Here is an 18,832-nt window from a genome sequence, read left to right as displayed (position 1 = left end):
GCTCAGCGGCCCCATCGCAGCCCCGCGGTCTGCACCGGCGCGTCCCACAGCCGCAACAGCTCCTCGTCCACCTGGCAGAGCGTCACCGAAGCGCCCGCCATGTCCAGCGAGGTCACATAGTCGCCGACGAGGGTACGGGCCACCGCCACCTCACGGTCGGCGAGCCGCCGGTGCACCTCGGCCGCGAAGCCGTACAGCTCCAGCAGCGGCGTCGCCCCCGCGCCGTTGACCAGCACCAGCACCGGCAACTCCGGTTGCAGATCGTCCAGGACGGCGTCCACCGCGACCTCGGCGATCTCCCGGGACGTCATCATCGCGCGCCGCTCCCGCCCCGGCTCGCCGTGGATGCCGACCCCCAACTCCAGCTGCCCGGACGGCAGATCGAAGGTCGGGCTGCCCTTGGCCGGGGTGGTGCAGGCGGCGAGCGCCACCCCGAAGCTGCGGGACGCCCCGACGACCCGCCGGGCGATTGCCTCGACCCGCTCCAGCGGCGCGCCCTCCTCGGCCGCCGCCCCGGCGATCTTCTCCACGAAGAGGGTGGCGCCGGTGCCGCGGCGGCCCGCGGTGAACGTCGAGTCGGTCACCGCCACGTCGTCGTCGACCAGCACACTGGCGACCGTGACGCCCTCGTCCTCGGCCAGTTCCGTCGCCATCCGGAAGTTCAGCACGTCGCCGGTGTAGTTCTTCACGATGAACAGCACGCCCGCGCCGCTGTCCACGGCGGCGGCCGCCCGCACCATCTGGTCGGGCACCGGGGAGGTGAACACCTCCCCGGGACACGCCGCGTCCAGCATGCCCGGTCCGACGAACCCGCCGTGCAGCGGTTCGTGCCCGCTGCCGCCGCCGGAGACCAGCGCGACCTTCCCGGCCACCGGCGCGTCCCGCCGCACCACCAACCGGTTCTCGACGTCCACGACCAGCTCGGGATGGGCCGCCGCCATACCGCGCAGCGCGTCGGCCACGACGGTCTCGGCGACGTTGATGAGCATCTTCAACGGTTCCTCCTGCGGTGGGTCCCGGCGGCCCCGTACGAGGTCCGGCCGGACGGCGGACGACACCGTCCAGTATCGAAGAGCCGGGCCCGATCGGTGGGGCGACGCGGGGATTCCGTCGCCCGGACGGTCCGGAAGCGGCGGCGACGGCCCGTCCCGCCGGTCTCAGCGGGTCGTGTAGCCCCCGTTCAGGAAGAGCGTCCGACCGTTGGCCCACCAGCCGTCGGTCAGCAGCATCCGCACCCACGGTGCGATGTCCTCGATCCTGGTGAGGTCGCCGTTCATCGCGGACGCCTTGTGGAACGCGACGGAGTCGTCGTCCTCCGCCGGATAGAAGAACGGGGTGTCCATCGGCCCCGGCGCGATGTTGTTGACCGAGATGTTCCGCCCGAACAGCTCCTTCGACAGGGCCCGCGCGAAGTGCTCCACGGGCGCCTTGCTCCCCGCGTACGAGGAGTACAGCCCGGTGTAGGCGGCCAGCAGCGAGGTGACGATCGTGACGATCTTCCCGCCGTCCTCGATTCGCCGGGCGGCCTCCTTCATCACGAAGAACGCCGCCTTGGAGTTGACCGCGACCAGGGCGCCCTCCGCGCCGAGCGTGCCGGCGATCAGCCCGCCGAGATTGCGCGACGCGCCGCCGATGAAGGCGGCCTTCCCCTGGAGCGTGATGTCGGGCTTGCTGACCACGTCGGCCTCCTGCGGTGGTGGCGAACGGTGTGGCACGGCCCGGCCGTGCCCTTGTCCCACCAGCCTCATCGGCCCCGGCGCCGCCGGTCTTGAACGTTCCGCTCACTGCCGTTGGCGCCCGCCGTCGCGCAGCACCTGCGGGGTGGCCCCTTCGTAGCGCCGCATCATCCGCGTCGGCCCCCTGCCACGGCGGCCGGCTCCGCCGGCGTGATCCGCCGCCCGGCCCGCACACGGCAGCGGCGGCCCGGGGAGGTCCCCGGACCGCCGCTGCGGCCCGCCGGTGGCGACGGACCCGCGGGCGTTCCCGCCCGTCAGCCGTTGCAGCGCGCGGCCTCGGCGAGGTAGCGCTCCGCCTCCTGGTGGTAAGCCTGCGCCTTCTCCTTGTACGCGGCGGCCTGCTGTGTGTTGCCGCGGGCCGCTTCCTCCCGCGAGCGGGCCTCGGCCTCGTCGGACAGGCGCCGGTACTCGTTCGCCTTGTCCCGCAGCTGCTGCGCGTCGCAGGAGAGCTTCGCGGCGGGGGCGGAGACCGTGGCGGCGGGCTGCGCCGCGCTCGCCGAGGCCGCGCCGACGGCGACCGGTGCCGTCGCCGCCACCGTGACGACGGCCGCGGAGACGAGAACACGCCTGAACTTGCGCATGAAACGCACCTTTCGTTGGTGGTGTGCCGTGAGGGTTTCTGCCGAAGCCGGCCCCCTCGGGGCGAGAGTAGCGGGGCGATGGATTGCGAGGACGCGAGGTGACGGGCGGAGGTGCTTTTGGAGACGGAAGCCCAATACGGCGCATTCGTAAGGGCGTTGACGGCTCGTCCGCGCGCCAGGACGCCGAGACCGGCGCCTGCCGCCCGCGCCCCTCACCCCGCCAGCCCCAGCTCCCTCGCCAGCCGCCCCCGGTGCCAGGCCGCCGACCCGAAGAGCTGGGCGGAGGTGTAGGCGCGTTTGAAGTAGTGGTGGGCCTCGTGTTCCCACGTGAGGGCGATGCCGCCGTGGAGCTGGAGCATTTCGCCGGCCACGGCCGTGAACGCCTCCGAGCAGGCGGACTTGGCGGCGGCGGCCAGGCGGGGCAGGGCGGGGGAGCGGTCGTCGGCGGCGCAGGCGGCGGCCAGGGCGGCGGTGCGGGCGGCCTCGACCTGGACGTAGGCGTCGGCCAGCCGGTGTTTGATCGCCTGGAAGGAGCCGATCGGGCGGCCGAACTGGCGCCGCGTACCGGTGTAGGCGACGGTGCGTTTCAGGCAGTGTGCGGCGGCGCCGGTCTGTTCGGCGGCGAGGGCGGTGGCGGCCAGGTCCAGGACGCGGGCCAGCACCCGGGTGCCGTCGCCGTCGGTGCCGAGCAGCCGCCCCTCGGCCCCGTCGAGGACCATCCGGGCCTGCGCCCGTGTGGAGTCGACCGGGACCAGGGCCTCGCGCCGGGCCCGCGGGTCGCCGGCGGGGACCTCGAAGAGCGCGACGCCGTGCGCCGTCCGCGCCGCCACGAGCAGCAGCCCGGCATCGGCGCCGTCCAGGACGTGTTCCTTGACGCCGGTGAGCCGCCAGCGCCCGTCCGGCCCGGCGACCGCCCCGGTCCGGATCCGCACCGGGTCCCACGATCCGTCCTCCGCCCAGGCCAGGGCGCCCACCACCGCCCCGGACGCCAGGCCGGGCAGCAGGCGGGCGCGGGCCCGTTCGTCCCGGGTGGCGAGGACGGCCTGCGTGGTCAGGACCGCCGAGCCGAGGAACGGCAGGGGGCTCAGCGTCCGGCCCAGCTCCGTCAGCACCACATGGAGTTCGCGGGCGCCGCCGCCGGAGCCGCCGTACGCCTCGGGGACGCCGAGCCCCGCGACGCCGATCTGTTCGGTCAGCGGCCGCCAGGCGTCCGCCCTGCCGTGCCGGGCGAGCACCGCGCGTACCGCGGAGCCCAACTCCCGTTGTTCCGCCGTCAGTCGCACCGTCCACTCCTTCGCTGATGCCGCGGTGCCGGTTCCCGTACCGGACCGGTCGTCACGGGGCCAGGACGCGGGCGCGGTGCGCCGCGGGGGTGCCCCAGGCGTCGCGCAGCGCGCGTGCCTTGCGGATCCACAGGGACAGGTCGGGCTCCTCGGTGTAGCCGAGGGCGCCGTGCAGCTGGAGCGCGGTGCGGGCCGCCGCGTACGCCGCCTCACCGGCCGCGACCTTCGCCGCCGGGACGCTGCGGTCGTCCGCCGCGCCCCGCGCCAGGGCGAGCGCCGCCGCGTACACCAGCGGCTCGGCGAACTCCAGGCCCAGCAGCGTGTCGGCCAGCCGGTGCTTGACCGCCTGGAACGAGCCGACGGGCACGCCGAACTGCCTCCGGTCGCGGACGTACCCGACGGTCGCGTCGAGCAGTGCGCGGCCCAGCCCCAGCGCCTGGGCGGCGGTCGCCAGCGCCGCCACATCGGCCGCCCGGTCCGCCGCCGCCCGCACCCGTGGCCCGCGCGCGAGGACGGGCCCCGGGCCCGGCCGGGCCAGCCGCCGCGCCGGATCGGCGGAGCGCTGCACCGGGCCCGCGGACTCCGCCCGTCGCAGCGCGTCCCCCTCGACGACCAGCACCGCGTCGGCCGCGTCGGCGTCCAGCGCGTACGGCTGGGCCGGGGTGAGGAGGCAGAGGGAGACGAGGGAGTGCCCGGCCGCGATACGGGGGAGGAGGCCGGCCGCGTCGCCGCCGGGGCGGGAAACGGCCCGGCCCGGCCCGCCCGCGGGGGCGTCCAAGGCGGCCAGCAGCGTCGCCGCCGCGACCGTCTCGACGAGCGGGCCCGGCACCGCATGACGCCCCAACTCCACGAAGACAGCGGCCAGTTCAACAGGGTGCGGGCCCAGGCCGCCGTCGCGTTCGGGGACAGCGAGAGCGAACACCCCAACGGCGGCGAGCTTCCCCCACAGGGCGCGGCCGGGCCCCGGATCGCCGGCCGCCCAGGCCCGTACCGCCGCGGGGGTGTCCGCCGCGCCGAGCATCGTGTCCAGCGTCCGGGCGAACTCCCGCTGCTCGCGGTCGAGGAGGAACCGCATCAGCGTCGTCCCTTCGGCAGGCCGAGCAGCCGCTCGGCGATGATGTCGCGCTGGATCTCGTTGGTGCCCGCGTAGAGCGGACCGGCGAGCGCGAAGACGTATCCCTCCGCCCAACGGCCGTGCGCGGGCGCCTCGTCGGCGTCGTCGGCGAGTGCGCCGTACGGGCCGAGCAGATCGAGCGCGGTCTCGTGCAGCGCGAGATCCAGCTCCGACCAGAAGACCTTGTTCAGGCTGGACTCCGCGCCGATCGGCTCCCCGGCGGCGAGCCGGGCGGCGGCCGCGTGGGTGAACAGGCGGTACGCCTCGGCGCCGATGACCGCGTCGGCGACCCGGTCGCGCAGCGCCGTGTCCTCCGGGGTGCCGCGCTCGTGCCACAGGGCGGCCAGCCGGTGTGCGGCGGCGGTGAACCGGCCGGGGCTGCGCAGCGTCAGCCCGCGTTCGTTCCCGGCGGTGGACATCGCGACGCGCCAGCCGTCGCCGGGGGCGCCGATGACGTCCTCGTCGGGGACGAAGACGCCGTCCAGGAAGAGTTCGGCGAAGGCGGGTTTGCCGTCGAGGCGGCCGATCGGCCGGACCGTCACCCCGGGCGCGTCCAGCGGGAACATCAGATACGTCAGGCCGTGGTGCGGGCGGGCGCCGCGGTCGCTGCGGAAGAGGCCGAAGGCGCGGTCGGCGAAGGCGGCCCGGGACGACCAGGTCTTCTGCCCGTCGAGCAGCCAGCCGCCGTCGGTGCGGGTCGCCGTCGAGCGCAGCGCGGCCAGGTCCGATCCGGCCTCCGGCTCCGACCACGCCTGCGCCCAGATCACCTCGCCGCGCGCCATCGGCGGCAGGATCCGGGCGCGCTGGGCGTCGGTGCCGTGCTCCAGCAGGGTGGGGGCGAGGAGGTTGACGCCGTTCTGCGCGACCCGGCCGGGGGCGCCCGCCGCGTGGTACTCCTCCTCGAAGAGCAGCCATGCGACGATGCCGACGCCCCGGCCGCCGTACCGCTCGGGCCAGGACACCGCCGACCAGCGGCCGGCGCCCAGCGTCCGCTCCCAGGCACGGTGGGCGGCGAAGCCCCCGGCCGTCTCCAGGGACGGCAGCGGCGTCGTGGGGACATGGCGGGCGAGCCAGGCGCGGGCCTCGTCGCGGAACGTGCACTGGGCCGCGGTGAGATCGAGATCCATCAGGATCCGGCCTCCTTCATGGCGCGGATGTCCATGCCGCCGAGCGCATCCCGTGAGGTCTCCGCGTTGTGCGCGTGCGCGAGGTGGTGCAGGCCGAAGACGGAGTCCAGGCCGGTGTGCAGGCCCTGGAGGTCCTCGGCCTGGTTGACCGCCCGCTTGGTCAGCGCCAGCCCCATCCGCGGCTGACCGGCGATCCGGGTCGCCAACTCCACGGTGTGGTCGAGGAGTTGGTTGCGGGGGACGACGCGGTTGACCATGCCCAGCTCGTAGGCGCGGGCGGCGCTCATCCGGTCGCCGGTGTAGAGGAATTCCTTGGCGATACGCGGCGGCATCACCCAGGGATGGGCGAAGTATTCGACGCCGGGGATGCCCATCCGGACCACCGGGTCGACGAAGAACGCGTCCTCGGCGGCGATGATCAGGTCGCAGATCCAGGCCAGCATCAGCCCGCCCGCCACGCAGGCGCCCTGGACGCAGGCGAGCACCGGTTTGGGCAGCTCCCGCCACCGTCGGCACATGCCGAGGTAGATCTCGGACTCGCGGGCGTAGCGGCTCTCGGCGCCCTGCTTGTCCGAGTGGTCCCACCACAGTCCGGCCGCGCGGTTGAACGGGAGGTGGGCGTCGCGTTCCGGGGTGCCGATGTCGTGGCCGGCCGAGAAGTGCGCGCCCGCCCCGGCGAGGACGACCGCGCCGACCGCGTCGTCGGCGGCGGCACGGTAGAAGGCCCGGTCCAGCGCGTACGTCATCGCGGAGTTCTGGGCATTGCGGTAGGCGGGGCGGTCCATGGTGATCAGGGCCACCGGGCCCCGGGTTTCGTAGCGGACAGGCTCCGTCGGGGCAGTGGACATCCGCCCTCCTTCCCTAACAAGTGTTTGGTAGGTTAACGTACCGGCCGGTGGCCGTCGAGATCCGTGGGGGAGCCGGCAGATGAGCGCGGTGGAGGAGTTCCGGACACGGGCGCGGACCTGGCTGGACGCGCAGCTCACCGGCGCGTTCGCGGAGCTGCGCGGCCTCGGCGGGCCGGGCCGGGAGCACGAGGCGTTCGCCGAACGGCTCGCCTGGGAGCGCCATATGGCCGCCGCCGGGTGGACCTGCGTCGGCTGGCCCGAGGAGTACGGCGGCCGCGGCGCCACCCTGGAGGAGCAGGTCGCCTTCCACGAGGAGTACGCGGAGTCCGGCGCGCCCGCGCGCGTGGGCCACATCGGCGAACAGCTGGTCGGCCCGACCCTGATGGCGTTCGGCACACCGGAACAGCGCGCCCGCTTCCTCCCGGCCATCGCCGCCGTCGACGCACTGTGGTGCCAGGGCTACAGCGAACCCGACGCCGGATCCGACCTCGCCGCGGTCCGCACCCGCGCCGAGCGGGACGGCGACGCATGGGTGCTCACCGGCCGCAAGATCTGGACCTCGCTGGCCCGCGAGTCCCGGTGGTGCTTCGTCCTGGCCCGTACGGAGCCGGGGTCCACCCGCCACCGGGGCCTGTCCTACCTCCTGGTGCCGCTGGACCGGGACGGCGTCGAGATCCGGCCGATCACCCAGCTCACCGGCACCGCGGAGTTCAACGAGGTGCTGTTCGACGGCGCCCGCACCGACGCCGGGAACCTCGTCGGCGAGGAGGGCGGCGGCTGGGCGGTGGCGATGGCCACCCTCGGGTTCGAACGCGGTGTCTCCACCCTCGGGCAGCAGGTCGGCTTCCGCCGCGAATGGGAGGCGCTGGCCGCCCTCGCGGTCCGCACCGGCGCGGCCCGCGACCCGCTGATCCGCGACCGGCTCACCCGCTCCTGGATCGGCCTGGAGACCATCCGCGGCAACGCCCTGCGGATGCTGGAGGGCGCCGCCGCCGGGGCGCCGGGCCCGGAGGCGTCCATCGGCAAGATCTACTGGGCGACCTTCCACCGCGAACTGGGCGAACTCGCCATGGAGATCCGCGGCGCGGGCGGCACGCTGGCCGCCGGGGCGCCGTACGACCTCGACGAGTGGCAGCGGCTGTTCCTCTTCTCCCGCGCCGACACGCTCTACGGCGGCTCCAACGAGATCCAGCGGAACATCATCGCCGAGCGGGTGCTGGGACTGCCCCGGGAGGCCCGGCCGTGACGGGTGCCGCGCGGCGCCCGGATCCGCTCACGGGGCCGCGGGCCGCCCCGCGCCGGACCGTCCGCTCCGCTCCGTACGCCTCCGGGCCCGGCCCGGTCCCGGCGCCGCGCGGGCGGGGGACGACAATGGCGGTGTGCCGAAAAGCAACGCGCCCGACAGCGGCAAGAAGAAGACGATGACCCCCTCGCCCGCGCGGCGCCGGGAACTGCTCGGCGTGGCCGCCGACGTGTTCGCCGCGCAGGGGTACAACGCCACCACCGTCCGCAAGATCGCCGACGCGGCCGGGATGCTGGCGGGGAGCCTCTACTACCACTTCGACTCCAAGGAGTCGATGCTCGACGAGATCCTCTCCACCTTCCTCAATGAGCTGTGGGCGGGCTACGACGCCGTCCTGGCCGCCGGGCTCGGCCCCCGGGAGACCATCGAGGCGCTGGTCACCGAGTCGTTCCGGGAGATCGACCGGCACCACTCGGCGGTCGCCATCTACCAGAAGGAGTCCCGCCACCTCTCCGTCCAGCCCCGGTTCACCTATCTCGCCGACTCGCAGCAAAAGTTCGAGAAGGCGTGGCTGGGCACCCTGGAGCGCGGCGTCGCCGACGGCGTCTTCCGCGCCGACCTGGACATCCGCCTCACCTACCGCTTCGTCCGCGACACCGTCTGGGTCGCCGCGTCGTGGTACCGGCCGGGCGGACTGCACAGCCCCGACGAGATCGCCCGGCAGTACCTCTCGATGGTGCTCGACGGCATCGCCCTCGGGGAGCGCACCCCCTGACGCATCTTCCCTGAGGAGCCCCCGATGCCCGAGGCGTATCTCGTCGAAGCGGTCCGCACTCCCGTCGGCCGACGCGGCGGCGGGCTGTCCGCCGTCCACCCGGCGGACCTCGGGGCGCAGGTGCTGACGGCCCTGATGGCGCGCTCGGGCGTGGACCCGGCCGCGGTGGAGGACGTCGTGTTCGGCTGTGTGGACACCGTCGGACCGCAGGCGGCGGACATCGCCCGCACCTGCTGGCTGGCGGCCGGACTGCCCGAGGAGGTGCCGGGCGTGACCGTCGACCGGCAGTGCGGCTCTTCCCAGCAGGCCGTCCACTTCGCCGCTCAGGGCGTGCTCTCCGGCACCCAGGACCTGGTCGTCGCGGGCGGCGTCCAGAGCATGTCGCAGATCCCGATCGCCTTCGCCGGCCGCCGGGCGGCCGAACCGCTGGGATTCACGGAGGGTCCCTACGCCGGATCGACGGGCTGGCGCGAGCGGTACGGGAACCGGCCCGTCGACCAGTTCCACGGCGCCGAACTCATCGCCGCGCAGTGGGACATCGGCCGCGAGGAGATGGAGGAGTTCGCGCTCCGCTCGCACCGGCGGGCCGCCCGCGCCCTCGACGAGGGCCGCTTCGCCCGCGAGACCGTGCCGTACGGCGCCGTCACCGCCGACGAGGGGCCGCGCCGCGACACCAGCCTCGCGAAGATGGCGGCGCTGGCACCGCTGACCGAGGGCGGCCGGCTCACCGCCGCCCTCGCCTCCCAGATCTCCGACGGCGCCGCCGCCCTCCTCCTCGCCTCCGAGCGCGCCGTCCGCGACCACGGGCTGACGCCGCGCGCCCGCGTTCACCACCTGTCGGTGCGCGGCGAGGATCCGATCCGGATGCTCTCCGCGCCGATCCCGGCCACCGCGTACGCGCTGCGCAGGGCCGGGCTGACGATGGATGACATCGATCTGGTGGAGATCAACGAGGCGTTCGCCTCCGTGGTGCTCGCCTGGTTGCGGGAGACCGGCGCCGATCCGGCGAAGGTCAACGTCAATGGCGGCGCCATCGCCCTGGGCCACCCCCTCGGCGCCACCGGCGCGAAGCTGATGACCACGCTCCTGCACGAACTGGAGCGCACCGGCGGCCGGTTCGGCCTCCAGACCATGTGCGAGGGCGGCGGCCAGGCCAATGTGACGATCATCGAACGGCTGTGAGGGGTTGGGGGTGTCCGGGGCGGGCGGGCCCGACGCCCGCACCGCCTCACCCGGGCGGCACACGGCCCGACGCCCGCTGGGACCACGCCCGTACCGCTCCCGCGACGCTCAGCCCCTCGTCTCCCGCGACGCGACGAACGCCTCCCGGTGGCGGTCGGCGACGCCGCTGAGGTTGGCCTCGAAGGTGAAGCCCTGCTCGAAGCGGTAGCTGCGGCGGACGTCGACGGGGTCGATGCCGTTGAGCGCGGCCTTCGCCAGCCGCAGCAGCGCCCCGTCCTTCGCGGCGATCTCCCGCGCCAGCTCCAGCGCCGCCGCCCGCAGCTCCGCCCGGGGCGCCACCCGCCACACCGAGCCGTGCGCCCGCAACTCCTCGGCGGTGACGGTCCGGGAGGTGTAGTACAGCGTCCGCATCAGGTGCGCCGGGACCAGCCGGGCGAGATGGGTCGCGGCGCCGAGCGCCCCGCGGTCCAGCTCCGGCAGGCCGAACACCGCATCGTCGCTCGCCACGATCGCATCGGCGTTCCCGGCCAGCCCGACCCCACCGCCCAGACAGAACCCCTGGATCGCGGCGACGACCGGTACCTCGCAGTCGTAGACCGCGGCGAACGCCGCGTAGCAGCCGCGGTTGGCGCCGAGCAGTGCGGTGTGGCCGGGCGTGCGCTGCATCTCCTTGAGGTCGACCCCTGCGTTGAAGCCGCGCCCCTCGGCGGCCAGCACCACACAGCGCGCCCCGGGGTCGGCGCCCGCGGTGCGCACCGCGTCGGCGAGGTCGTACCAGCCCTGTACGGGAAGGGCGTTGACCGGCGGGACATCGACGGTGACGACGCGGACGCCCTCTTCGGGACGGGAGACGGAGACACCCATGAGGCGTTCGACCACCTTTCCATCTAACGTTTGTTAGGTACGCTAGCAGCTCGACGGACGGCGGCGGAGGGGTCGGCGCCCGTCGTCATCAGTGGACGGAGGGAACGCCATGGCCGGACTGTGCGCGCAGCGCGTCGTCGCGATCACCGGAGCCGGACGCGGACTGGGCCGCGCGCACGCGCTCGCCTTCGCCGCCGAGGGGGCGCGGGTCGTCGTCAACGACCTCGGCGTCGGGCTCGACGGCACCGGCGCGGTCACCGGACCCGCCCGGCGGGTCGCCGAGGAGATCCGGGCCCTCGGTGGTGAGGCGGTGGCGCACGACGGCGACATCGCCACACCCGAGGGCGCCGCGTCCCTCGTCGCCACCGCCCTGGAGTCCTTCGGCCGCCTCGACACCCTCGTCAACAATGCCGGATTCCTGCGCGACCGGATGCTCGTCAACCTCGGCGAGGACGACTGGGACGCCGTCGTACGGGTCCATCTCAAGGGGCACTTCCTGACGCTCCGGCACGCCGCCGCGCACTGGCGGGCGGAGGCCAAGGCAGGCCGTACCCCGCACGCCCGGATCGTCAACACCAGCTCCGGAGCTGGTCTGTTGGGCAGCGTCGGGCAGGGAAACTACGCGGCCGCCAAGGCCGGGATCGTCGGGCTGACGCTCGTCGCCGCCGCCGAACTCGCACGCTACGGCGTCCAGGTCAACGCCCTCGCCCCCGCCGCCCGCACCCGGATGACGGAGCACGCCTTCGCCGAGACGATGGCGGCCCCGGCGCCGGGGGAGTTCGACGCGATGGCCCCGGAGAACGTCTCCCCGCTCGTGGTCTGGCTCGGCTCCGCCGACTCGGCGGGCGTGACCGGCCGCGTCTTCGAGGCCGAGGCCGGACGCATCACGGTCATGGAGGGCTGGCACCCCGGCCCGAGCGGCGACACCGGCGCCCGCCGCACCCCCGCCGAGGCCGGTGCCGCGGCACGTGCCCTGCTGGCGACGGCCCGGCCGCCGCTGCCGGTGTACGGGGCGTGAGCAACCGTCAGCTTGCGGGCCCCGGTCGTCCGGTCAGATGGCGGGCGGGCGGTTCGCCGCCGCCGTGGACGGCCAGATCCGCGCCGTTGATGTACCCGGCCGCCGCGCCCGCCAGGTAGAGGCAGGCGTCGGCGAGGTCGGAGGGGAGCGCCAGGCGGCCCAGCGGGACGATCCCGGCGAGGGCCGCCTCGCGCTCCGTCCCTGGGGGAGCGGTCCGGACCGGCCCGGCGCTGAGGTGGTTGACCCGGACTGCCGGCCCCCACTCCAGGGCCAGCGCCCGGGTGAGCATCAGCAGACCGGCCTTGGCGGCGGAGTAGGCGGCGGTGCCGGGCTGCGGATGGTGCGCCGAGACGCTGCCGATGTTGAGGATGCAGCCGCCGCCGTCCTGGCCGTGCATATGGCGGTGCGCGGCCTGGGACGCGTAGAACGGCGCGAGCAGATTGAGCGCCACCACCTTCTCGACGAAGCGCGGGGAGACGGTGGCCGCGTCGGCGTCCGGTGAGCCACCGGCGTTGTTGACGAGGACGTCGAGCCGCCCCGAGCGGCGGGCCGCGGCGTCGACGAACTCCCGGGCCGCGGCCGGGTCGCGGACATCGGCGCACATCACGTGCGCGGTGCGCCCGCCCGCGCGCGGCGGTGCGGACGGCGCGGTGCGCCCGCAGACCGTGACCTCCGCACCGGCCGTCAGAAATGCCTCCGCGAGGGCCCGTCCGATGCCCTTGGTGCCGCCGGTGACGGCCACCGCCCGGCCGGTGAAGTCCCGCGGATCGCCGCCCATGGCCCGCCCCTCTCCGTCCGTGTCACGGTGCCCGGCCGGGCACCGCGGGCCCTTGACACCTGGCCGCGCGGCCACCGTAATCTCTCTACCAAACGTTTGCTAGGTGCATGCGGCATGGAGCCGCCCGGCACGAGCCCGCCCACGGCACACACCGTCAGGAGCTGCGTATGGCCGACAAGACGATGACCGCGCCGGAGGTGGTCGCCCGGCTCCGCTCCGGTATGACCCTCGGCATCGGCGGCTGGGGCTCGCGCCGCAAACCGCTCGCCCTGGTCCGCGAGATCCTCCGCTCCGATCTGCGCGATCTGACCGTCGTCTCCTACGGTGGCCCCGACGTCGGCCTCCTCTGCGCCGCCGGGAAGATCCGCAAGCTCGTCTTCGGCTTCGTCTCGCTCGACTCCATCCCCCTCGATCCGCACTTCCGCGCCGCCCGGCAGAGCGGCCGTATCGAGGTCGCGGAGTACGACGAGGGGATGCTCCAGTGGGGTCTGTACGCCGCGTCGCTGCGGCTGCCGTTCCTGCCCACCCGCGCCGGACTCGGCTCGGACGTCCTGACCGTCAACCCTGAACTGCGGACCGTCGCCGACCCCTACGGCGGCGGTGAGGAACTGCTCGCCATGCCGGCGTTGCCGCTGGACGCCGCGCTGGTCCACCTCCACCGCGCCGACACGGCGGGCAACGCCCAGTGCCTGGGCCCCGATCCGTACTTCGACGACCTCTTCTGCGGCGCCGCCGAGCACGCCTTCGTCTCCTGCGAACGGATCGTCCCCACCGCCCGCCTCACCGAGGACGCCCACCCGGCCACCCTCGTCGTCCGCCGCCTCGCCGTCGAGGGCGTCGTCGAGGCGCCCGGCGGCGCGCACTTCACCTCCTGCGCACCCGACTACCCGCGCGACGAGGCGTACCAGAAGGAGTACGCCGACGCCGCCCGGTCGCCTGCTGCCTGGGAGGCGTTCCACCACCGCTATCTCACCGGCGACGGTCACCACCGCGCGCTGGGCCACCACGGAGAGGGGCAGCCGGTATGAGCGACGCGACCCGGGCCGAGATCTGCGCCGTCGCCTGCGCCGAGGCGTTCCGCGGCAGCGGCGAGATCCTGGCCAGCGCCTTCGGTACCGCCCCCACCCTCGGCGTCAGGCTGGCCCGCGCCACCTTCGCCCCCGACCTGCTGCTCACCGACGGCGAGGCCCGGCTGGTCCAGGGGACCTGGCCGCTCGGCGCCGCGCCCGACGGGCCCGTCGAGGGCCATGCGCCCTTCCGCACGATTTTCGACCTGGTCTGGAGCGGGCGGCGGCACGCCATGATGATGCCCACCCAGATCGACGCCCACGGCAACGTCAACATCTCCGCCATCGGCCCGTACGACGCACCCGAAGTGCAGCTCGTCGGCGTCCGCGGCGCCCCCGGTAACACCCTCTGCCACCCGGTGAGTTACTGGGTCCCGCGCCACTCCACCCGGGTCTTCGTGCCCCGGGTCGACATGGTCTGCGGCGTCGGCACCGCCGCGGCGGCGGCCGTGGGGCGCGCCGCCCGCCACCATGATCTGCGCCGCGTCGTCACCGACCTCGCCGTCCTGGACTTCGCGCCCACGACCGGCACGCTCCGGCTGGTCTCCGTCCACCCCGGCGTCAGCGCTGAGGACGTCGTCGCCCGCACGGGCTGCCCCCTCGTCATCGAGGGCGACATCCCCGCCACGCGTCTGCCCACCGCCGCCGAACTCCGCCTGATCCGCGAGGTCATCGACCCGGCGGGCCTGCGCGACAAGGAGATCGCGGCATGACCCCGCACCCGGCGCTGCGCACCCGGATCTGCGGCCTGTTCGGCGTCGCCCACCCGATCGTCCAGACCGGCATGGGCCACGTCTCCGACGCCACCCTCACCGCGGCCACCGCCAACGCCGGGGGACTGGGCATCCTCTCCGCCGGGCTGCTCGACCTCGACGGGCTGCGCCGCGCCGTCGACGCGGTCCGCGCCGCCACCGACCGGCCCTTCGGCGTCAACCTCCGCGCCGACCAGCCCGACGCCGAGGCCCGCATCGACCTGCTGATCCGCGGCGGCGTGAAGGTCGCCTCGTTCGCCCTCGCGCCCCGCCGCGACCTCATCGCCCGCTGCAAGGACGGCGGGCTGCTCGTCGTCCCCTCCATCGGCGCCCGCCGCCACGCCGAGAAGGTCGCCGCCTGGGGCGCCGACGCGGTGATCGTCCAGGGCGGCGAGGGCGGCGGCCACACCGGCGCCGTCCCCACCGGCCTGCTGCTGCCGCAGGTCCGCGACGCCGTGGACCTGCCGGTCATCGCCGCCGGCGGCTACTGCGACGGCCGCGGCCTGGTCGCCGCCCTCGCCTACGGGGCCGACGGCATCGCCATGGGCACCCGTTTCCTGCTCACCCGCGACTCGCCCGTCGCCCCCGCCGTCAAACAGGTTTACCTCGACAAGGGCGTCCACGACACCGTCCTGACCCGGGAGGTCGACGGCGTCCCGCAGCGCGTGCTGCGCACCGGGCCGGTCGCCCGCCTGGAGAAGACCTCCGGCGCCGGGCGGCTGTTGCGCGCCGCCCGTAACGCCGCCGCCTTCCGGAAGCTCTCCGGCACCCCCTGGCCCGACCTCGTCCGCGAGGGCCTGGCGCTGCGCCGCCGCCACGGCCTGACGTGGAGCCAGGTCGTCATGGCGGCCAACGCCCCGCTGCTCTACCGCACCGGACTCCTCGACGGCCGCCCCGACCTCGGCGTCCTCGCCACCGGCCAGGTCGTCGGCCTCATCGACGACCTGCCGACCTGCCGGGAGCTGATCGACCGGATCATGACGCAGGCCGACGAGGTCCTGCGGCGCCTGGAAGACCCGCCCGGCGGGGCATCGCACCCCGCCGCACCCGACGAGGGAGCCGTGTGACCGTGCCCGAGATCACCGGGGCGCCCGCCCCTCAGCCCGAGACCGACCGGCCCCGCTCCCACCACTTGCTCGACGGCCGGACCGTCGTCGTCACCGCGGCTGCTGGTACCGGTATCGGCTTCGCCGCCGCCCGGCGGTGTGCCGAGGAGGGCGCCCGGCTCGTCATCAGCGACCGCCACGCCCGCCGCCTCAGCGAGGCCGCCGACCGCCTCGCCGCCCACACCGGCACCCGCCCGCTGGCCGTGCCCTGCGACGTCACCGACGGCGGGCAGCTCGACCGGCTCATGGACACCGCGGTGCGTGAGTGCGGCGCCCTCGACGTACTGATCAACAATGCCGGGCTCGGCGGCACCGCCTCCGTCGCCGAGATGACCGACGCCCAGTGGGACGCCGTCCTCGCCACCACCCTGACCAGCACCTTCAAGGCCACCCGCGCCGCGCTGCGCCATATGATCCCGGCCGGTCACGGCGTGATCGTCAACAACGCCTCGGTCGTCGGCTGGCGGGCCCAGCGCGGCCAGGCCCACTACGCCGCCGCCAAGGCCGGGGTGATGGCGCTGACCCGGTGCAGCGCCCTCGACGTCGCCGCCCACGGCATCCGCGTCAACGCCGTCGCCCCCAGCCTCGCGATGCACCCGCACCTCGCCAAGGTCGCCGGGGAGGAGTTGCTCGCCGAACTGAGCGCCCGTGAGGCGTTCGGCCGCGCCGCCGAGCCCTGGGAGGTCGCCAACGTCATGGTCTTCCTCGCCAGCGACTACGCCTCGTACATGACGGGCGAGGTCGTCGCGGTCAGCAGCCAGCACCCCTGACCGGGGCCCGAGATCAGGCCGGGACGTCGTGCCCGAGGTCGAGCAGCTCCTCGTGGAAGCCGCCGAACCCCCGCTCCCGGTCGACGAGATGGATCTCCAGGATCCAGTGGCAGCGCCGCCCCTGCCCGTCGGTGCGCCGCATCGGGCGGGCGCTGCCCGGCGCGATGTACGAGTCGGTCTCGGCGCCGTCCACCTTCTCGTGCGGGAACTCGCCCAGCAGATGGCCCGAGTGCGGCCCGCCGAACCCCCAGCCCGCCGCCTCGGCCAGCCGCACCACCTCGGCGTACAACTCCTCACCGGTGATGTCCGGACGCGCGGCGAAGTGGCGGCGGCCCGCCTCGAAGAGCACCGGCAGATCGTCCCGCAGCCGGTGCTTGACGGGGTCGTCGCCGAGGACGAAGGTCCGGCCGAAATCCGCCTCCCACTCCTCGAAGAGCGGGCCGAAGTCGCAGAAGACGATGTCGTCCTCGGCGATGATCCGGTCCGGCGGGTTCTGCCGGTAGGGCTGGAGGGTGTTGGGTCCGGAACGGACGATCCGCTTGTGCCAGTACCGCCGGACACCGAACATCTCGTGGGCCAGGTCCCGTACCGCGTCGCTCACCTCGCGCTCGCCGCGCCCGGGGGCGACCAGCCCGCGGCTGCCGATCTCCGCGAAGAGCGCGGCCGCCTGTCCCTGGGCCGCCAGCAGCGCCGTCGCGCGCGCGGACTCCTCGGCCGTCCCGCTTCCCCGGTCCTGCGTGCCCGCTTCCTGGGTCATGCCGCACAGGCTAGGAGAGATCGGCACATCCGGCACGGCGGGCTCCGCATCCGGGGGGCGCAACGCGCCAGGCCGGGGCCGCCCCGGACACCCCACGCATCCCGCCCGTCACATTCAGGTAACCCCGGCGAAACCCTTGACGGCTTTCTGATCCGTTCTTAACCTCGCTCGTAGTTCGTACTTTGCAGTAAACGTGCTGCGGCGCTTTCCGCAGATTTTTGGACAGGCACAGACATAGACCACCTGTCGGTGGTTTCGTCATGCCTGTCTTTCTTCTTTCCCCGCCACCGATGGGTCCTTCCTTCAGAGGCGGATTCATGGCACAACGTCCGAGCGTCAACGGCGTCGCCGACGTCGTCGGCCTCATCGATGGCCTGGGAAAGATCACCGGCCGCGCGCAGGTCGTCTGGTTCCTCGTCTTCGGCGGGCTCTTCCTCGACGCGTACTCCAACGCCGCGCTCAGCGCCGGTCTGGGCCCGATGACGACCCAGATGCACCTGTCGAGCACCCAGGTCTCGGTCCTCACCGCCACCGCCCCGGCGCTGGCCATCCTCTTCAACCCCGCCGGCGGCTGGCTCGCCACCCGCTTCGGCCGGGTCCCCCCGCTGCTGCTCGCCAAGGTCTTCGCCATCGCCGGTGCCCTGCTCGCCGCGTTCGCCGGGGACTTCACCGTCGTCTGGCTCGGCCGCGTCCTCGTCGGCGTCGCGTACGGCATCGACTTCGCGGTGGCGATGGCGCTGCTCGCCGAGTACACGCCCGCCAAGCAGGGCGGCCGGCTCAACCTCTGGCAGGCCGTCTGGTACGTCGCCACCACCAGCAACCTCGCCCTCGCGCTGCTCTTCTTCCACCTGGACGCCGGCGCGGACATCTGGCGCTGGTCCGTCGGCTCCGCCGCCGTCGTCGCCGTCGTCCTGCTGATCGGCCAGTGGGCGATGCTGAAGGAGAGCCCGGCCTGGCTGGCGGGCAAGGGACGCCTGGACGACGCCGTCGCCAACCTCGACAAGCTCTACGGCATCAAGGCCGTCGCCGGACGCCCCGACGAAGCCACCCGCGCCGCCACCGAGGCCCCGGCCCCCGGCTTCCGCCAGGCCGGAGTCCTCTTCAAGGGCGCCTATCTGCCGCGCACCGTCCTCTCCTCGGCGATCTCCCTCGGGCAGTCGATGCAGTACTTCGCGGTCGGCTGGTACCTCCCGGTCATCAGCCTGTCGATCTTCGGGGAGAGCTTCGAGAAGGCCACCGTCGGCTCCATGGTCTTCAACGCCTTCGGCATCATCGGCGGACTCCTCTCCGCCTACGCCGGGCGCCGCCTGGGCCTGCGGCTCAGCTCCGCCGCCGGGTTCGCCGGGGTCTTCGTCGCCCTCGTCGTGATGGGCCTGACCTTCGGGAAGGTCCCGCTGGCCGTCGCGTTCCTGCTGCCCGTGGTGTTCATCCTCTGCCATGCGGCGGGCCCCGGCGCCAACGGCAAGTCCATCGCCGCCCTCTCGTACAGCAGCGACGTACGGGCCCTGGGCACCGGCGTGACCGGCATGGTCGGCAGCTTCGGCAGCGTCGTCGGGCTGTACGTCTTCCCGCAGATCAAGGACGCGCTCGGTCTTGCCGGGACCTTCCTGGTGCTCTCCGTCGTGCCGCTGCTCGGCCTGATCACCTGCCTGCTGATCAAGTGGGACCCCACCAAGGCCGGGATCTCGCCCGACGAGGCCGCCGCCCACGACCTGGCCGCCGCACCGGAACCCGCACCCGCCACCCCCGCGCGCTGACCGGGACCGGTCCCCGCCCCGGCACACGATGGTCCCGCCCCGCTCGCCCCCGTACCGCACGCTCGTAAGTGAAA

19 protein-coding genes are annotated in these 18,832 nt (G+C 74.1%); 9 read left to right on the top strand and 10 right to left on the bottom strand.

Going from position 1 to position 18,832, the window contains the following annotated elements; translation table 11 throughout:
- Nucleotides 1-2 precede the first annotated feature (2 nt).
- The 7 genes from dhaK to OG422_RS03070 all read right to left on the bottom strand — a co-directional run bounded on the left by dhaK (nucleotide 3) and on the right by OG422_RS03070 (nucleotide 6,689).
- Nucleotides 3-995 (bottom strand): dihydroxyacetone kinase subunit DhaK, encoded by a 993-nt coding sequence (gene dhaK / locus OG422_RS03100; RefSeq protein WP_405739380.1) that lies wholly within the window; start codon nucleotides 993-995, stop codon nucleotides 3-5.
- 162 nt (nucleotides 996-1,157) lie between these two features.
- Nucleotides 1,158-1,679 (bottom strand): SDR family oxidoreductase, encoded by a 522-nt coding sequence (locus tag OG422_RS03095; protein WP_405739377.1) that lies wholly within the window; start codon nucleotides 1,677-1,679, stop codon nucleotides 1,158-1,160.
- Nucleotides 1,680-1,990: 311 nt separating this feature from the next.
- On the bottom strand, nucleotides 1,991-2,317 hold the full coding sequence (locus tag OG422_RS03090; RefSeq protein WP_405739374.1) for a hypothetical protein: 327 nt from the start codon (nucleotides 2,315-2,317) through the stop codon (nucleotides 1,991-1,993).
- Between the two features lie 212 nt (nucleotides 2,318-2,529).
- Nucleotides 2,530-3,600 carry an acyl-CoA dehydrogenase family protein gene (locus OG422_RS03085; protein ID WP_405739371.1) on the bottom strand — a complete coding sequence of 357 codons (1,071 nt, stop codon included), beginning with the start codon at nucleotides 3,598-3,600 and terminating at the stop codon, nucleotides 2,530-2,532.
- 52 nt (nucleotides 3,601-3,652) lie between these two features.
- Nucleotides 3,653-4,675 (bottom strand): acyl-CoA dehydrogenase family protein, encoded by a 1,023-nt coding sequence (locus OG422_RS03080; protein ID WP_405739368.1) that lies wholly within the window; start codon nucleotides 4,673-4,675, stop codon nucleotides 3,653-3,655.
- Nucleotides 4,675-5,841, bottom strand: a complete 1,167-nt coding sequence (locus tag OG422_RS03075) for an acyl-CoA dehydrogenase family protein (RefSeq protein ID WP_405739365.1) — start codon at nucleotides 5,839-5,841, stop codon at nucleotides 4,675-4,677. The genes OG422_RS03080 and OG422_RS03075 overlap by 1 nt, the downstream gene beginning before the upstream one ends.
- Nucleotides 5,841-6,689, bottom strand: coding sequence for an enoyl-CoA hydratase (locus OG422_RS03070; RefSeq protein WP_405739362.1), 849 nt, complete (start codon nucleotides 6,687-6,689; stop codon nucleotides 5,841-5,843). Before OG422_RS03070 ends, OG422_RS03075 begins: the two co-directional genes overlap by 1 nt.
- Nucleotides 6,690-6,768: 79 nt before the next feature.
- Here OG422_RS03070 and OG422_RS03065 point away from each other — a divergent pair, with 79 nt between their 5' ends.
- The 3 genes from OG422_RS03065 (at nucleotide 6,769) to OG422_RS03055 (ending at nucleotide 9,889) form a co-directional block, all read left to right on the top strand.
- Nucleotides 6,769-7,935: an acyl-CoA dehydrogenase family protein gene (locus OG422_RS03065; RefSeq protein ID WP_405739359.1), complete on the top strand. Its 1,167-nt coding sequence runs from the start codon at nucleotides 6,769-6,771 to the stop codon at nucleotides 7,933-7,935.
- A gap of 175 nt (nucleotides 7,936-8,110) precedes the next feature.
- The gene (locus OG422_RS03060; protein WP_143941237.1) at nucleotides 8,111-8,707 is read left to right on the top strand and encodes a TetR/AcrR family transcriptional regulator; all 597 of its coding nucleotides are present in this window, start codon (nucleotides 8,111-8,113) and stop codon (nucleotides 8,705-8,707) included.
- A gap of 24 nt (nucleotides 8,708-8,731) precedes the next feature.
- Nucleotides 8,732-9,889, top strand: a complete 1,158-nt coding sequence (locus OG422_RS03055; RefSeq protein ID WP_405739356.1) for an acetyl-CoA C-acetyltransferase — start codon at nucleotides 8,732-8,734, stop codon at nucleotides 9,887-9,889.
- 108 nt (nucleotides 9,890-9,997) lie between these two features.
- On the opposite strand, the gene OG422_RS03050 is transcribed toward OG422_RS03055, so the two are convergent.
- Nucleotides 9,998-10,753: an enoyl-CoA hydratase family protein gene (locus OG422_RS03050; protein WP_405747615.1), complete on the bottom strand. Its 756-nt coding sequence runs from the start codon at nucleotides 10,751-10,753 to the stop codon at nucleotides 9,998-10,000.
- Between the two features lie 109 nt (nucleotides 10,754-10,862).
- Between OG422_RS03050 and OG422_RS03045 the strand changes: the two genes are divergently transcribed.
- Nucleotides 10,863-11,771, top strand: coding sequence for an SDR family oxidoreductase (locus OG422_RS03045; protein WP_405739353.1), 909 nt, complete (start codon nucleotides 10,863-10,865; stop codon nucleotides 11,769-11,771).
- A gap of 7 nt (nucleotides 11,772-11,778) precedes the next feature.
- Here the strand turns inward: OG422_RS03045 and OG422_RS03040 are convergent, their stop codons facing one another.
- Entirely contained in the window at nucleotides 11,779-12,549 is a 771-nt protein-coding gene (locus OG422_RS03040) for an SDR family oxidoreductase (RefSeq protein ID WP_405739350.1), read from the bottom strand.
- 167 nt (nucleotides 12,550-12,716) lie between these two features.
- Here OG422_RS03040 and OG422_RS03035 point away from each other — a divergent pair, with 167 nt between their 5' ends.
- Genes OG422_RS03035 through OG422_RS03020 form a run of 4 tightly spaced genes read left to right on the top strand, consistent with a single transcriptional unit; the run spans nucleotide 12,717 to nucleotide 16,244 of the window.
- The gene (locus tag OG422_RS03035) at nucleotides 12,717-13,577 is read left to right on the top strand and encodes a CoA transferase subunit A (protein ID WP_405739348.1); all 861 of its coding nucleotides are present in this window, start codon (nucleotides 12,717-12,719) and stop codon (nucleotides 13,575-13,577) included.
- On the top strand, nucleotides 13,574-14,329 hold the full coding sequence (locus tag OG422_RS03030) for a CoA-transferase subunit beta (protein WP_405739345.1): 756 nt from the start codon (nucleotides 13,574-13,576) through the stop codon (nucleotides 14,327-14,329). Before OG422_RS03035 ends, OG422_RS03030 begins: the two co-directional genes overlap by 4 nt.
- A complete protein-coding gene (locus tag OG422_RS03025) occupies nucleotides 14,326-15,435 on the top strand; it encodes an NAD(P)H-dependent flavin oxidoreductase (protein ID WP_405739343.1) in 1,110 nt (369 codons plus the stop codon). Before OG422_RS03030 ends, OG422_RS03025 begins: the two co-directional genes overlap by 4 nt.
- Before the next feature lie 11 nt (nucleotides 15,436-15,446).
- The gene (locus OG422_RS03020; RefSeq protein ID WP_221938122.1) at nucleotides 15,447-16,244 is read left to right on the top strand and encodes an SDR family oxidoreductase; all 798 of its coding nucleotides are present in this window, start codon (nucleotides 15,447-15,449) and stop codon (nucleotides 16,242-16,244) included.
- Nucleotides 16,245-16,257: 13 nt separating this feature from the next.
- Here the strand turns inward: OG422_RS03020 and OG422_RS03015 are convergent, their stop codons facing one another.
- Nucleotides 16,258-17,001 (bottom strand): M24 family metallopeptidase, encoded by a 744-nt coding sequence (locus tag OG422_RS03015; protein WP_143941216.1) that lies wholly within the window; start codon nucleotides 16,999-17,001, stop codon nucleotides 16,258-16,260.
- Between the two features lie 317 nt (nucleotides 17,002-17,318).
- On the opposite strand from OG422_RS03015, the gene OG422_RS03010 reads away from it, so the two are divergent.
- Nucleotides 17,319-18,758 (top strand): MFS transporter, encoded by a 1,440-nt coding sequence (locus OG422_RS03010; protein WP_143941215.1) that lies wholly within the window; start codon nucleotides 17,319-17,321, stop codon nucleotides 18,756-18,758.
- The last annotated feature ends 74 nt before the right edge of the window (nucleotides 18,759-18,832 follow it).

The organism is Streptomyces sp. NBC_01525 (assembly GCF_045040405.1).
Lineage (GTDB): Bacteria > Actinomycetota > Actinomycetes > Streptomycetales > Streptomycetaceae > Streptomyces > Streptomyces benahoarensis.
Note: the sequence above shows the minus strand (reverse complement) of the source record. Positions and strands in the feature narration are given on the sequence as shown.